Source organism: Endozoicomonas montiporae CL-33, from assembly GCF_001583435.1.
GTDB lineage: Bacteria > Pseudomonadota > Gammaproteobacteria > Pseudomonadales > Endozoicomonadaceae > Endozoicomonas_A > Endozoicomonas_A montiporae.
The window spans coordinates 5120312-5133561 of sequence record NZ_CP013251.1 but is presented as its reverse complement, the minus strand read 5'-3'; the positions used below and the strand labels follow the sequence as shown (position 1 = coordinate 5133561).

Below are 13250 nucleotides of genomic sequence, written 5' to 3'. Positions count from 1 at the left end.
AAACACCTTCCAAAGGTCTTGGTTGACACTATTAATTGAAGCAATTAATTGAAGCAATTAATTGAAGCAATGCTCTTTTGCCGGATAACTGCCGTCTTTTACTTCTTTGACGTAGTTGGCAACAGCTCCCCGGGGGGAGCCTGCCTGTTCCATGAAATTTTTAACAAAGCGTGCTTTGCGGCCCGGTGTCAGGTCGAGCATATCGTAGCTCACCAGAATCTGACCGTCTGTATCGGCACCGGCTCCAATGCCGATCACAGGAATGGAAACGGCTCTGGTGATTTCACGCGCCAGGCTGACTGGCACGCATTCCAGCAACAGCAAAGCGGTACCGGCCGCTTCCAGATCAATAGCTGCCTGAATCATGGCATTGGCACGATCGACTTCGCGCCCCTGAACTTTGTATCCGCCCAGTACATTGACAAACTGGGGCGTTAATCCGAGATGTGCACAGACCGGAATGCCTTGCTCACGCAGTCGGGTCACAATCGGTGGCAGCCAGCCTTCGCCTTCCAGTTTGACCATGTCGGCACCGGCACGCATCAGGCGTGCCGAGTTCATGATCGCCTGATCAACATCATGGTAAGAGGCAAACGGCAGGTCTGCCATGATCAGGGAATCTTCATTGCCTTTTGCAACACAACGGGTGTGATAGCACATATCATCAACGGTCACGGGCAGGGTGGTGTCTTCTCCCTGGACAACATTACCCAGTGAGTCTCCTACCAGGATGACTTCAACCCCTTGAGTGCTGACGATATTTGCAAATGTGGAATCGTATGCAGTCAGGCAGGCAAATTTTTCACCGGACTCTTTTTTTGCTGCCAGTGTTTGCAGGGTAACTTTAGCCATCTGTTAAGACCTTAAGCAGCCATCAGTGTAATACCAGTTCATCTTTAGAAGGTTGAATGGGTATCAGTACTCAACTGTCATTGATGGGCGCTGTATTTCCGAAGTAATTGGTTCAGGCGGGGATTATACGGAAAGCTTTGCGATGTGTCAGTTCGCAGTATCTGGCAGTGCAACGGTTTATCAAAGTCGCATTGCCAGACACTGCAAGAATCAGGCTAAAACCACGGATATTGATCGGCAATCATCTGTAGTCCTGCCGTACCTGTGACCTGCAAGAGGTTCGCGATACTTCTGCCATCAGGCATCGACAGGGTCGGGGCGATGTCGTGCAGAGGGCACAGGACAAAGTTGCGTACATGCATCTGGTAATGAGGAACCGTCAGCCGCTCGCTGTCGATGGTTTCATTGCCAAACAATAAAATATCCAGATCAAGCGTGCGAGGCTCCCAGCGTACCGAACGTATACGACCATGGTTTTTTTCTATGGTCTGCACGGCATCCAGTAATTCAATGGGTTGCAGTGTGGTTTCCACTTCTACCACCGCATTGCAGTAGTCTGGCTGACCTTCCGGTACCTGTTCTGCAACCAGCGGCACACTCTGGTAAAGCTTTGAGCAACCGGTCACCTGTATGCCTGTCGAGCTATCGATCTCATCGACGGCTCGTTGCAGTTGCAAGCCCGGATTTTCCAGGTTGCTGCCCAGTGCGATGTAAGCCCTGGTCATGACTCCGGATTCCTGTTCTGTGGAGAGCGTTTTCTGGGCTGGCGACGACGGCGTCGTTTACGACCATTGCCGCCAGGCTGGTTACGGAGGGAACGAATCATCTCGTTGCGACCCTGCTCATTGCCATCCTGAATGTCGGTCCACCACTGTCCGGCGTTGTCCAGTTGCTCGCCGGACTCTTCCCGAAGTACCAGAAAGTCGTAAGCCGCGCGGAATTTGGGATGTGCCAGAAGTCCGTCAATCTGCTTGGGCTGGCGGCGTTCCAGACGATACTGCATGTCCCAGATATCGCGAATAGTCATGGTGAAACGTTTGGGGATTGCGGTATGGGCACATTGATTATCCAGAACAATCATCGCTGCCTGCTGCATGGCAGGCACGGGCGGTATGCCCTGCTCCTGTAAATCACGGAACTGACGTTGCAAAGGCCCCCACAGCAGTGCTGCAAACAGGAAAGCTGGCGTGACCGGACGATCTTTGACAATGCGTTTGTCGGTGCTGCGCAAAGCACTGTAGATCAGTTCTTCACAGTAGTCATCACCGGCTTCCAGACAATGGCTGGTGGCCGAAAACAGGTGTTTCAGCAAACCGTACTCTTGCAGCAGTTCAAAGGTTCTGACCCCTTTGCCGGATTGCAGCAGTTTCAGTATTTCGTCAAACATGCGGGCGGCTGGAATATCCCGCAGCAAATGTCCCAATTCGAAAATCGGGTCAGCCGTTTCCGGATCAATGGTGAAATCCAGTTTTGCCTTGAAGCGAAGCGCCCGCAGCATTCGCACCGGATCTTCGTGGTAGCGGGTGACCGGGTCACCGATCAGGCGTAGTACTTCGTCTTCGATGTCCTGCACGCCGTTGCAGAAATCCACCACGGTAAAATCGCGCGCATCGTAATACAGGGCATTGACTGTGAAGTCCCGACGCAAAGCATCGTCTTCCATGGAGCCGTAAACGTTATCACGCAGGATTCGACCCGAATCTGAATGGTGGGACTTATCCCGGCCATGCTCCTGACTGGTGGCGTTATTGTCGTGACTGGCTCTGAAGGTAGCCACTTCAATCATTTCACGCCCAAACAGCACATGAACCAGCTTGAAGCGTCGGCCTATCACCCGGGAGTTGCGAAACAGGCGACGAACCTGTTCGGGCGTTGCATTGGTGGCAACGTCAAAGTCTTTGGGGTGAAGATCAAAATAAATATCGCGAATACAGCCGCCCACCAGATAAGCGTCGAAGCCGTTGCTGGTCAGTCGGTGCAGTACTTTCAGGGCGTTATCGCTGATTTCCCGTCGTGATACGGGATGATGGTCTCTTGGAATGACCTGACGGTCAGGGCTGTTGGTCAGGCTGACCGGGCGGCATTTACCCTTTTTGCCCCTGCCACGATGGTGACCATCATGATGTTTATGAGCACGATTCTGCATAGTCAGATCACCGGTTGAGCCGGTATCGGAGAAAATTTCCTGTGAGCTGGTTTCAGGTGGAACATCCTGTGGTTGGTTTTCCCTTTTCTGCCTGCGCCAGAAGAGCATAGCTGTAAAAGCAAGAGTAAGGGCCAGCACCAGAGCCATGATAGAGGTGCTTAACATGGTGAGTTTTGCATGAAGCCTTGGTTAAGTTCGGATTGTTGGTCTGGCATTTGATTCGCGAAAATGCTTCAGAGAGCGTTTTTAACGAATGAGAGCAGTCTATTCTCGGACAGCCTCCTAGCAGGCAATGCCATTGTGGATACATCATAGCATTGTGCAATGGGTTCAAACAGCCGGTAACTGGCTGGTTGGGCGAAAGTTGTTGCAGGAGCAGGCGGGCAGGGGATAAAAAGAAAAACAGGGGAAGTCAATTCCCCTGTATTCAGCAATGCTCATTCTTATTATTGTTGTCAGCACACTGAGTAACTGGAAAGCCGATAATTTTACTGGCTGAAAAGGTGTCATCCTGTAAAACAATCAACTCGCCGCGCCCTTATTGTTGTTATTAGACGGGCTGCTTTTATTGTTATTGTTTGTGGTCTGTAGGGCACTTTGCGTGCCAGCTTTTATAAAAATCTTTTAAATCAATGTAATAGCGAGAATCTGGTGTTTGACTTCAGGCTTTAAAGGTGTGAATTGTGTTACCTGTGTCGGGCAGATTGCTACGTTTGGCGTTTCGGGTAACACGTATAGGTGGTGGTTCGCAAAGTGTTACCTTTGATGCAGGGTCAGAGTACTTTTGTCCTGATCAAGGTGAAAGCGGAACTGGCTCAGAACGTCCATTCCCAACAACCCTTCAGATCCTAGCTCGAAAAGATCCAGTTCGGCCACCTGCAAATTTCGAACGATAAAGTGACCAATATGCAGCTCTTTTAATAGATAGATGGGGGCGAACTGTTCGCCTCCGGCTGTTTTCAGATGTGTATGCCCGACCCGGGCTGCCAGTTTTTTCCGGCGTAACCTCTGCAGGAATTCAGAAGGCAGGGTCGTAAGGCTGGCGCCGGTGTCGATGAGAAGCCTCACGGTTTCTTTGGTACCCGCAGAAACGTCCACCAGAAAATGTCCCCCTCTGGGCGTCAGGGCAATGGCACTGGCGGGAAGCTCTTCCTCCTCGTCCACCGGTGGCGGAGGCAATAGCGCCATCAGTTGTTGCGAAGCTTGTCGTCCAAACTCTGAATGGGTTTGCAGGACTTCCAGCTCGCGAATGGCGCTGCCGTTATCACCGGTTGCCAGATAAATCTGGGACAGGGCAAATCGGTAAAAACCGTAATCCATTTCCTGGGCAGACAGGCGCTGAAACAGTGCGAGCAGTGTTTCCAACTGGTCCAGCTGTAGCTGCTGGTTGAAAAATGTTCGGCTGAGAAGATGAATGCGTTCATCAAGGCCTGAGCGCGTATCACTATTATCTGTAAAGCTTTTTAAGTTGATCAGGGTAACAATGGCGGGTTCCAGCCTGCCCTGATGTTCATAAAGGCTGACAAGCTGAGTCAGTAGTCGCTCGTCCTGATAATAATGCTGGGTGATGCGTTCAAGAACACTGATGCTTATTTGTGCATCCTGCTGGCTTAACCATTCTTTCAGGTTTTGCTGTAAGAGGTTGAAGACGGCGGAACCTGATCGCTCATTCTGCTGGTAAATCACCAGCGCATCATCAATGCGGTTTTCGTCCAGAGCCATTAAAAACATGGAGAGTTCTTCCGTGGTGGTACTGTTCCAGAGAGGCTCTGTGACGTGAAATGTGCCCGGGTTCGAATGGGGATTGTGCCATTTGAGCTGAAATGACGGGTTGCTACTGTTTTGACTGACTGATTGGGGCTGTTGATGATGCAACCACCACCCGGCAATGATGCCGGTTCCCAGCATCAGGGCTGACAAGACCACAGAGTGGATGATGATCAGTCTTTTCAAACGTATTATCCGCCGTTCAATGTGGATGTCTGGCAGGTTGCCGGTTATGCCATTTCAGTTTAGTCAGCTGCTTTTACTGAAAAGGATTAAATGTCTGTCGGGCCAGTCTTCTTTGACTAGTATTGCTCGGATTTTATCCAAACATAATGATTAATCATGTTTATAAACAAAGCCTGCTGTAGTCTCCTGCTGGTAGTTCTGTCATTTCTCTCGTTATTTGCCTGCTCAAAGTCTTACTGTTCCCATGGTGCCAAGGGCTTATTTCCCAAGTGCGCACTGCGCCAGCATGATGAGTGTGCGTAATGAAAATATCAGTGCGTCACACCGGGAAATGCTTTGCCAGTTCAATGAAAATTTCAAACCACTGGATGTGATGGAACCGGATTTTTTTGTGCCTGATACGGGCATTGTCAGGATTACATCGGTTCATAATCAAGCGGCCTCACCGGAATGTGCGAACCTTCTTTTGATACAGGTTCAACGGCTCTGACAGGGTTTGAGCCATTTGGTAGCACGGGGTTAGCAGCGTTAGAAGGGGACGATAGCGGGTGGGTAATTGCTACTTCAGTCGCTCTGCCAATAGCAGTCACGTTCTCGCTGGTGGCCGACCCGCTGACTTATTGCAAGGTCAAAGGCTACTGCGGGTTCAGTTCAGGTTCTTCTCAGCGTGTCGTTTATGCGCGTGGGGAAGTAGTGGTTCCATAATGCGGAATCGTATGTGAGTGCATGGTTATATTTAATCTATCTTCACCCCTTTGCTGACTCTCATTCGCAGAGGGCATATTATTTATATTCCGTTCTGAATTTAAGAAGGGGGAAGTGAGCATGAGTCAAACAGGTACAGGCAAAAAAGTCGCTGTCATTCTGTCTGGTTGTGGTGTGTACGATGGTGCAGAAATTCATGAGTCGGTTCTTACGTTGCTGGCTCTGGATCGTCAGGGAGCAGACTACCGGTGTTTTGCTCCGGACATTCCGCAGCATCACGTGATCAACCATTGTACCGGCGATGAAATGGAGCAGGAGCGCAATGTTCTTGTTGAATCTGCCCGCATTGCCCGCAGTGAAATCAAACCAATACAGTCATTGCATGTCGAAGACTATGACGCCCTGATTCTGCCCGGCGGTTTTGGTGCAGCCAAGAATTTGTCTGACTTTGCATTTAACGGTGCTGAAGTACGGGTTCAGGTTGATGTGCTGGCCATCACCAAAGCGTTTGTCGACGAAGGCATGCCAATAGGGTTAATGTGCATTGCACCGGCAATGGCGGGGCGAATCTTCAGTGAAGGTGTGCAAGCCACCATTGGTAACGATGCCGAAACCGCTGCCGCAATGGAAGCGACAGGCGTTAAGCACGTTAACTGTGCTGTGGACGATATTGTGGTGGACGAATTACGCAAACTGGTGACGACGCCTGCCTATATGCTGGCAAATCGCATCAGTGAAGCCGCAGAGGGTATTGAAAAGCTGGTGGAGAAAGTTTTACAGCTGGCGTAGGCGTTGCGTTCAAAACGATCACTTTTGAAAGCGCAGGTTGGGAGTCGCTTTACTCGTCCCGACCTGCGTATATTGATCAGGCTCTTGGTGCGTGAGCCGCGGTTTGGGCTTTTGCTACTTCCTGATCAATGAAATACAAGCCGTTGCTTTCCGTACCGATCATATCGATCTTGTCGAGAATGGACTTGAACAGTTTTTCTTCCTCATGCTGCTCAGCTACATACCACTGCAGGAAATTGAATGAACTGAAATCCTGTTCAGAAAATGCGGTATGAGCCAGCGTGTTGATGCTGCGGGTCACCTCACACTCATGCTCATAGGTCAGCTCGAACACCTGGCGAACGGATGTGTATTCATGAGGTGGTGCATCAATAGCCCCCAGAATTGCCATGGCTCCGGTTTCATTGACATAATCAAACAGTTTCTGCATGTGCTGCATTTCTTCCTGAGCGTGCTTTCTGAAGAATGAGGAGCAGCCGTCCAGGCCCTGTGCCTCGCACCATGAGGCCATTTGCAGGTACAGGTTGGAAGAGTAAAACTCCAGGTTAATCTGCTCGTTCAGTTTATCAATCATTTTTTGGCTGAGCATAAGGAACTCCTTCTGGTTTGCTGTGCGATTATAGAACGTAAATCCAGTTGCCCCAACGGCTTTATTCCTTAAAATGCCGAGACTCCAGGAGGCTGTCCGAGAATAGCGCCCGTAGCGAGGATCGTAGAAAATTGAGGATAAAAATTCGGTTTTGAGAGGAGAATAGCAAGCTATTTGACGAACAAGAGCGAATTTTTAGACCAATTTACTACGACCACACGACGGCATGGATGCCGGAGCTAGGGCAACGCAGGAGCAGTTGCCGGTAGGGCAGACTATTTTCGGACAGCCTCCTAGCCAATTACCATAGCCTATCTGTAAAAGGTGCAACAATGAGTGTTGATACGTCGATTTTCTACGATCCGAGCACACTGTTCGGACAATTAAAGTCTGCCTGCAAGGATGACTGGCATGCCTATTGTCACCATGAGTTTGTCCAGCGTATTGGTGATGGCACATTGCCGCTGGCGTCTTTCAAGCATTACCTGCAACAGGATTACCTGTTTCTGCTTCATTATGCCCGGGCTTACGCTCTGGCGGTGTACAAGTCCGATAACCCTGAAGATATGCGAGCTGCTTCGGCCGGTGTAGCCGGTGTGCTGGCTGAAACCAGCGTACACCTGAACTATTGCAAAGTCTGGGGGCTGACCGAGCAGGACGTTATTCAGGTACCTGAAGCCCGGGCCAACATGGCGTACACCCGTTATGTTCTGGAACGAGGTATGGCTGGTGATATTCTGGATTTGCAAGTGGCACTGGCTCCCTGTTCGGTGGGGTACGCAGAAATTGGCGAACGTTTGATTAACGATCCGAATACACAGCAGGAAGGCAATCCCTACTGGGACTGGATTCAGACCTATGGCAGTGATGAGTTTCTGGCGGGCTCGGTGAAGACAGTAGAAACGATAGAACGACTCGCATCCTCCCGCTTTACAGAAAAACGTCTGGTGTCGTTGCAGAAAACCTTTCAGGAAGCAACACGTCTGGAAATCGGATTCTGGGATATGGGAATCAACTGCTCATTCTGACTTCTGTCATGAAAATGTCAGCGTAATGTAAAACTGCTTTTAAGACGATCACTATCGGGCATTTGATATCATCCGGTAGTGTCACTCTTTGAAATTAAACGACGAATGAGGAATGTTTTTGATCGCGTTTTGAATGATTCCTGATAATACCTTATCAGTGTCCTTTTTATGACAAAAATGTGACAAAAACTGTGAGTAAAAATCTTTCAAAATCACAAAAAATTACACCCTGCCCGTAAAAAAACACCACAGTTGGTGATTTTTCATACATGGTTATGACCTTTTACTGAAGGTTTTACACTGTAACAATATTCAGGCTTTATGGTTTAGGCGCTCTCGGGTAGGCATCTTGTCCGGTTTGTGTGCTCTTCTTCTTACATCTGTTGCCTTTTGTAGGTGTTATCCGAGAGGAAATTATTTTTGGGAATCGGGGTATCTGTTTTAGTGATGTGACGCTCGTACAAGATGCTATTCATAATCGCCTCACTGCCGCTGTGCAGGGATGGTTGATTCACGATCCTGTACTTAACAAATAACTAGCGGCTGTATTTTGCCACACAACGCATTTAGTCAGGAGTTAGCAATGCAGAAGAAACTGCTTGCCACAGTAGTAGCATCCCTCGTTGCCGGTCAGGCAATGGCCCTGGAAGTCTATAACGACGACACCACCAGCCTGAGCATCGGTGGTCGTATTGGTGTTACCACCAATGACGACAACAAAGAAATGGGTAACGACAGTTCTCGTATCAACTTCAAATTCGGCCACAAGCTGAGCAGCGAACTGACTGCTATCGGTGTTGCTGAGTGGAGCTTTGATCCAACTGCCAAGTCTGGAGAAAATGTATTCGGTAACCGTCTGGGTTACGTTGGTCTGGATCACAGCGAGCTTGGTGCTCTGACTGCTGGTAAACAATGGTCTGTATACTCTGACGTAGCTAACTGGGCTTCCGATAACCTGCTGTTCAACGGTGGTATCGCTATCGGTATCTACGATGGTCTGAATGGTGATGGTGGAATCCACGGTACTGGTCGTGCTGACGATGCGTTCGCTTACCGCAATACCTTTGGTGGTCTGAACATTGGTCTGCAATATCAGCTGAAAAGCAGTGACACAAGAACCCTGAAAGATGCTGATCAGATTGACTACTTCCAACAGTGGAACCGTAAAACAGGCGCGTCACAGATTGCGGTAAGCTACGACCTGCCAATGGGCTTATCTGTGGGTTATACCTATAGTCAGGCTCGCTTTAATAAAACCACTCAAGGTGATACTAAGCCAGATCACATCAATCACGCAGGCGACAGTGCTAAAGCACACGTATTCGGTGTGAAGTTTGACCACGAAGATCTGTATGTCGGATTCAACTACGGTGAATTCAAGCATCACGCTTCCCTGAAGAGCGGCCTTATTGCTGAAAAAGCAAAAGCAACTGACCTGTACGCCAGCTATGCTCTGAGCAGCTTGGTTGACGGTCTGGCAGTATTTGGTGCTTACCAGAACCTGGACTTCGACAAGGATGCTTCCGGTGCCAAGACCAAAGAAGAGCTGAAAATTGCTTCTATCGGTGTTAAGTACCAGACTGGCCCAATGATGTTTGGTGTTCAGTACGACCAAAACGACAGCAAGAATGCAGCTGGCAAGAAAGAAAATGACAACATCTTTTCCTTCAACGCTCGCTACTACTTCTAATCGTTTGATTGGTTAAGTAGCTGTCTTGAACAGTGTCTCAAAAGCTCCGTAGTGAAAACTGCGGAGCTTTTTCTTTTCAAACTACTATAGCTTCAAAGCGATTGACTTCTCACATTGGTCGCATAAACACCGGTCTAATACCTCTATCAATAGCTCTCCTTTACACACCCATTCACCCTTACCCGCATCAAAATCAAAATGAAACCCGCCACTTTTGGCGGCCAGCCAGAGTTGCAACAGCGGCGTCTGACGACTGAGAAAGAATGATCAACAGCCGTAAAGTAAACCCAAGCAGTCCTTCTCGTCTGGCTGGCAAGTCCAAAGGCTTCGAGGTGTTTGGTCAGTATGAACTGGGCATGATCACTGAAGGTCTGGCTATTCAGTCCTCTTTCGAGCGTCTGGTTGGCGACAAGGAAAAGGCGCACGGCGACACTTCCAACGCCATGCAGAAAACCTTTGCTTTTGCTCCGGTTTACACCACTGGTCCAATGCAGTTCGCTTTCGAATGGAAGCGTGACTACGAGACTGGCTTCAAAGGCAAGAAAGAAAAAGACGACACTTACACCGTACAGGCTCGCTACTACTTCTAATCGGAAGATCAGTTAGCAGTAGTCACGGTTGTGTCTGATGAAAAAGCTCCCGGGTGAAAGCTCAGGAGCTTTTTTATTCACGCAGCGTTACATTAGCTGTTAATGGTGTCTTATTCTGTCAACAATCCAGGTTTTAATCAGTGCCTGACGGCTGATACCAATGATGTTGGCTTCTTTGTCCAGCTCATCAACAACCCATGCCGGGAAGTCAATATTGACTCTCTTTGCCTCAAGGTTGGGTCTCTGAGGGTTTTCAGTATCAAAATATTCCAGAACGTCTTCACCGTCATCAAACTTTTTATCTAAGTCTTTAGCTTTCATAAATACTCACCTCGTTTTTTCTGGATCGACGCACCGATATAATTCTGAGGTTATCTCCGCGTTTTGTGACTACTGCAGTCCAGTGTTTTGTCCTTATTTGGCCAATGAACAGCAGGCGAATTTCATCAGTTATCACTTTCGACTGCAGGCAAACGAGCTTACTGTCATCCCAGAGAGCAGTTGCTTCATCGAAGTCGATACCATGCTTATCCTTGTTTGTCAGACTTTTAGCTTCATCGTATTCAAATTGATGATGATTCATTTTTATACCATTATAGTACCCTTAAGGATAAAAATAGTATAAAAAATAAATTAGACAACTGACCTTATGGCAATCACAGCTCGATAGTAGTCTGGGTTCCGCATTGGTCGCATAAACACCGGTTTAATACCTCTATCAATAGCTCTCCTTTACACACCCATTCACCCTTACCCGCATCAAAATCAAAATGAAACCCGCCACTTTTGGCGGCCAGCCAGAGTTGCAACAGCGGTGTCTGCCGACTGAGAATAATCTGGCTGTTGTTCGGGCAGGTCAGGGTCAGAATCCCGGCTGAAGTTTCATAGTCAATATCCAGTTCCTGCTCTTCAATGGCGTCTTCAATCGCCATCATCAGTTCATCAAGTTTCTGGTTAAACTGGTTTTCGTTCATCGTTTTCTCTGATACGCATCATTTAAGATTGATTACGATTATTCCCTAGAGTCCGGACAGGTTCCACAGTTATACTGTCGGGATCGACGATAAAGCGGATTTTAAAAGGGAACTCCTGATGACAGCGCCTTTTAAACGAACAATAAAAGCAATGACGGCATTGGTTTTTTGTACCTTCATGCTGGCAGGGTGCGGGCAGAAAGGTGACCTGTATCTACCCAATAGTGAGCTGCCGAAAGACGCCACTGCCCCTGAATTCACACAGCAGTAAGCTTTTAAATTAGTCGTTTATGTTGTGTACCTTTGTTCTTACTAAAAACAAATGTCGTAGGTTGGGACGAGCGGAACGCGACCTCCCAACACGGTGACGTAGCTCTACATCAGGCTCTGGTGTTTGAATCAACTACCCGTGTTGGGAGGTCGCTTCGCTCGTCCCAACCTACGAAGTGTCCACAACGCCAGTAAATAACAAGAGATAATACAGATTCATGGACTGGTTTTCCTATCGAGAGGGAGAGCTGCACGCCGAACAGGTGGCAGCTTCTTCCATCGCCGGGCAGTTTGGTACGCCCGCCTATGTGTATTCCCGTGCAGGGGTGGAAGCAGGCTATAAAGCCTATAAAGAGGCTTTGTACGATGTTCCTCACCTGATTGCTTATGCCGTAAAAGCCAATGGCAATCTGGCGGTTCTGAATATTCTGGCCAATCTGGGTGCCGGGTTTGATATTGTTTCCGTGGGTGAGCTGGAACGGGTTCTGGCAGCGGGCGGTGATCCGGCCAAAGTGGTGTTCTCGGGGGTAGGAAAACAGCGCCATGAAATTCAGCGCGCTCTGCAAGTCGGTGTTCATTGTTTTAACGTTGAGTCAGAAACCGAGCTGGAACGCATTCAGCAGATCGCTGAATCCATGGGCAAACTGGCATCGGTGTCACTGCGGGTGAACCCTGATGTTGATGCCCAGACCCATCCTTATATATCAACCGGATTGCGGGACAACAAGTTTGGTATTGATATCAATCGCGCGCAGACGGTTTATCAGCGGGCAGCCGAAATGCCGAACATCGATGTTGTTGGTGTCGATTGTCACATCGGTTCCCAGCTGACCAACGGTGAGCCCTTTATCGACGCTCTGGATCGCTTGCTGTTACTCGTTGATAACCTGAAACAACTGGGGATCGAGCTGAAGCATATTGATATCGGTGGCGGGCTGGGCATCGCCTACAACGATGAAACGCCTCCGACACCTTCGGATTATCTCAATACAGTGAAGGCACGGCTGGAAGGACGAAACCTGAAACTGGTGGTTGAACCTGGTCGATCGATTGTCGGTCAGGCAGGGATTTTGCTGACACAGGTGGAGCTGATCAAACGCACAGATCACAAGAATTTTGCCGTAGTGGACGCCGCCATGAATGACTTGCTGCGTCCGTCTATTTACAGTGCCTGGCATGGTATCGATCCCGTTCGACCCGATGATAGTAAAGAAGCACTGGTTTGCGATATTGTAGGGCCAATATGTGAAACCGGTGACTTCCTTGGCAAAGACCGGGCGTTGCGAATAGCAGAGGGTGATCTGCTGGCGGTGAAATCAGCAGGGGCTTATGGTTTTGGTATGAGTTCGAACTACAACAGCCGTAACCGCTGTGCTGAAATTCTGGTGGATGGTGATCAGATGCATCTGGTTCGACGTCGTGAAACCATTGCAGAACAGCTGGCGCCGGAAACTATGCCAGGAGGCTGTCCGAGAATAGCGCCCGTAGCGAGGATGGCAGAAAATTGAGGATGAAAAAGCGGTTTTGTAAGGAGAATAGCGAGCTATTTGACGAACAAAAGCGATTTTTTAGACCAATTTGCTGTCACCGCAGTAGGGCAGTCTATTCTCGGACAGCCTCCTAGCGCAATAGCCTGATAAAAAGCCTGAACCACCGGAAGGACA

16 protein-coding genes are annotated in these 13250 nt (G+C 48.9%); 7 read left to right on the top strand and 9 right to left on the bottom strand.

The genetic code is table 11. The features are described from left to right. Positions 1–57: 57 nt before the first annotated feature. The 4 genes from panB to EZMO1_RS23680 form a co-directional block, all read right to left on the bottom strand. A complete protein-coding gene (panB, locus tag EZMO1_RS23695; protein WP_034877829.1) occupies positions 58–852 on the bottom strand; it encodes a 3-methyl-2-oxobutanoate hydroxymethyltransferase in 795 nt (264 codons plus the stop codon). Positions 853–1067: 215 nt separating this feature from the next. Then, entirely contained in the window at positions 1068–1577 is a 510-nt protein-coding gene (folK, locus tag EZMO1_RS23690) for a 2-amino-4-hydroxy-6-hydroxymethyldihydropteridine diphosphokinase (RefSeq protein ID WP_034877830.1), read from the bottom strand. Next, positions 1574–3163, bottom strand: coding sequence for a polynucleotide adenylyltransferase PcnB (gene pcnB, locus EZMO1_RS23685; protein WP_236632057.1), 1590 nt, complete (start codon positions 3161–3163; stop codon positions 1574–1576). The genes folK and pcnB overlap by 4 nt, the downstream gene beginning before the upstream one ends. Before the next feature lie 591 nt (positions 3164–3754). Further along, positions 3755–4951 (bottom strand): retropepsin-like aspartic protease, encoded by a 1197-nt coding sequence (locus tag EZMO1_RS23680; protein WP_145912720.1) that lies wholly within the window; start codon positions 4949–4951, stop codon positions 3755–3757. A 450-nt stretch (positions 4952–5401) separates the two neighbouring features. Here EZMO1_RS23680 and EZMO1_RS26375 point away from each other — a divergent pair, with 450 nt between their 5' ends. Further along, positions 5402–5656 carry a hypothetical protein gene (locus EZMO1_RS26375; protein ID WP_145912719.1) on the top strand — a complete coding sequence of 85 codons (255 nt, stop codon included), beginning with the start codon at positions 5402–5404 and terminating at the stop codon, positions 5654–5656. 120 nt (positions 5657–5776) lie between these two features. Beyond that, positions 5777–6445 (top strand): isoprenoid biosynthesis glyoxalase ElbB, encoded by a 669-nt coding sequence (gene elbB / locus EZMO1_RS23670; protein WP_034877833.1) that lies wholly within the window; start codon positions 5777–5779, stop codon positions 6443–6445. Between the two features lie 76 nt (positions 6446–6521). Here elbB and ftnA read toward each other — a convergent pair whose 3' ends face one another. Further along, complete coding sequence (gene ftnA / locus EZMO1_RS23665) at positions 6522–7034, bottom strand: non-heme ferritin (RefSeq protein WP_034877835.1); 513 nt, start codon at positions 7032–7034, stop codon at positions 6522–6524. Between the two features lie 332 nt (positions 7035–7366). On the opposite strand from ftnA, the gene tenA reads away from it, so the two are divergent. Both tenA and EZMO1_RS23655 read left to right on the top strand, forming a co-directional pair. Next, the gene (tenA, locus tag EZMO1_RS23660; RefSeq protein ID WP_034877836.1) at positions 7367–8062 is read left to right on the top strand and encodes a thiaminase II; all 696 of its coding nucleotides are present in this window, start codon (positions 7367–7369) and stop codon (positions 8060–8062) included. Positions 8063–8645: 583 nt separating this feature from the next. Further along, on the top strand, positions 8646–9752 hold the full coding sequence (locus tag EZMO1_RS23655) for a porin (protein ID WP_034877837.1): 1107 nt from the start codon (positions 8646–8648) through the stop codon (positions 9750–9752). 84 nt (positions 9753–9836) lie between these two features. On the opposite strand, the gene EZMO1_RS25985 is transcribed toward EZMO1_RS23655, so the two are convergent. After that, on the bottom strand, positions 9837–9989 hold the full coding sequence (locus EZMO1_RS25985; RefSeq protein ID WP_236632058.1) for a frataxin domain-containing protein: 153 nt from the start codon (positions 9987–9989) through the stop codon (positions 9837–9839). A 26-nt stretch (positions 9990–10015) separates the two neighbouring features. On the opposite strand from EZMO1_RS25985, the gene EZMO1_RS23650 reads away from it, so the two are divergent. Further along, entirely contained in the window at positions 10016–10342 is a 327-nt protein-coding gene (locus EZMO1_RS23650) for a hypothetical protein (protein ID WP_034877838.1), read from the top strand. A gap of 99 nt (positions 10343–10441) precedes the next feature. Here EZMO1_RS23650 and brnA read toward each other — a convergent pair whose 3' ends face one another. The 3 genes from brnA to cyaY form a co-directional block, all read right to left on the bottom strand. Beyond that, the gene (brnA, locus tag EZMO1_RS23645) at positions 10442–10663 is read right to left on the bottom strand and encodes a type II toxin-antitoxin system BrnA family antitoxin (RefSeq protein ID WP_034877839.1); all 222 of its coding nucleotides are present in this window, start codon (positions 10661–10663) and stop codon (positions 10442–10444) included. Continuing rightward, positions 10653–10925, bottom strand: coding sequence for a BrnT family toxin (locus EZMO1_RS23640; RefSeq protein ID WP_034877840.1), 273 nt, complete (start codon positions 10923–10925; stop codon positions 10653–10655). Before EZMO1_RS23640 ends, brnA begins: the two co-directional genes overlap by 11 nt. 73 nt (positions 10926–10998) lie before the next feature. Next, a complete protein-coding gene (gene cyaY, locus EZMO1_RS23635) occupies positions 10999–11316 on the bottom strand; it encodes an iron donor protein CyaY (protein ID WP_034877841.1) in 318 nt (105 codons plus the stop codon). Positions 11317–11434: 118 nt separating this feature from the next. On the opposite strand from cyaY, the gene lptM reads away from it, so the two are divergent. Both lptM and lysA read left to right on the top strand, forming a co-directional pair. Next, the gene (lptM, locus tag EZMO1_RS25980; RefSeq protein ID WP_082212271.1) at positions 11435–11587 is read left to right on the top strand and encodes an LPS translocon maturation chaperone LptM; all 153 of its coding nucleotides are present in this window, start codon (positions 11435–11437) and stop codon (positions 11585–11587) included. Between the two features lie 217 nt (positions 11588–11804). Next, positions 11805–13094: a diaminopimelate decarboxylase gene (gene lysA, locus EZMO1_RS23630; RefSeq protein ID WP_051790358.1), complete on the top strand. Its 1290-nt coding sequence runs from the start codon at positions 11805–11807 to the stop codon at positions 13092–13094. Positions 13095–13250: the final 156 nt, after the last annotated feature.

Excerpts from the sequence above, each read along its gene's own strand:
- brnA (WP_034877839.1), bottom strand. The coding sequence starts at position 10,663 with ATGAAAGCTAAAGACTTAGATAAAAAGTTTGATGACGGTGAAGACGTT.
- EZMO1_RS26375 (WP_145912719.1), top strand. The coding sequence starts at position 5,402 with ATGTGCGAACCTTCTTTTGATACAGGTTCAACGGCTCTGACAGGGTTT.
- lptM (WP_082212271.1), top strand. The coding sequence starts at position 11,435 with ATGACAGCGCCTTTTAAACGAACAATAAAAGCAATGACGGCATTGGTT.
- elbB (WP_034877833.1), top strand. The coding sequence starts at position 5,777 with ATGAGTCAAACAGGTACAGGCAAAAAAGTCGCTGTCATTCTGTCTGGT.
- ftnA (WP_034877835.1), bottom strand. The coding sequence starts at position 7,034 with ATGCTCAGCCAAAAAATGATTGATAAACTGAACGAGCAGATTAACCTG.
- folK (WP_034877830.1), bottom strand. The coding sequence starts at position 1,577 with ATGACCAGGGCTTACATCGCACTGGGCAGCAACCTGGAAAATCCGGGC.
- pcnB (WP_236632057.1), bottom strand. The coding sequence starts at position 3,163 with ATGTTAAGCACCTCTATCATGGCTCTGGTGCTGGCCCTTACTCTTGCT.
- lysA (WP_051790358.1), top strand. The coding sequence starts at position 11,805 with ATGGACTGGTTTTCCTATCGAGAGGGAGAGCTGCACGCCGAACAGGTG.
- EZMO1_RS23650 (WP_034877838.1), top strand. The coding sequence starts at position 10,016 with ATGATCAACAGCCGTAAAGTAAACCCAAGCAGTCCTTCTCGTCTGGCT.
- cyaY (WP_034877841.1), bottom strand. The coding sequence starts at position 11,316 with ATGAACGAAAACCAGTTTAACCAGAAACTTGATGAACTGATGATGGCG.
- EZMO1_RS23640 (WP_034877840.1), bottom strand. The coding sequence starts at position 10,925 with ATGAATCATCATCAATTTGAATACGATGAAGCTAAAAGTCTGACAAAC.
- tenA (WP_034877836.1), top strand. The coding sequence starts at position 7,367 with ATGAGTGTTGATACGTCGATTTTCTACGATCCGAGCACACTGTTCGGA.
- panB (WP_034877829.1), bottom strand. The coding sequence starts at position 852 with ATGGCTAAAGTTACCCTGCAAACACTGGCAGCAAAAAAAGAGTCCGGT.
- EZMO1_RS23655 (WP_034877837.1), top strand. The coding sequence starts at position 8,646 with ATGCAGAAGAAACTGCTTGCCACAGTAGTAGCATCCCTCGTTGCCGGT.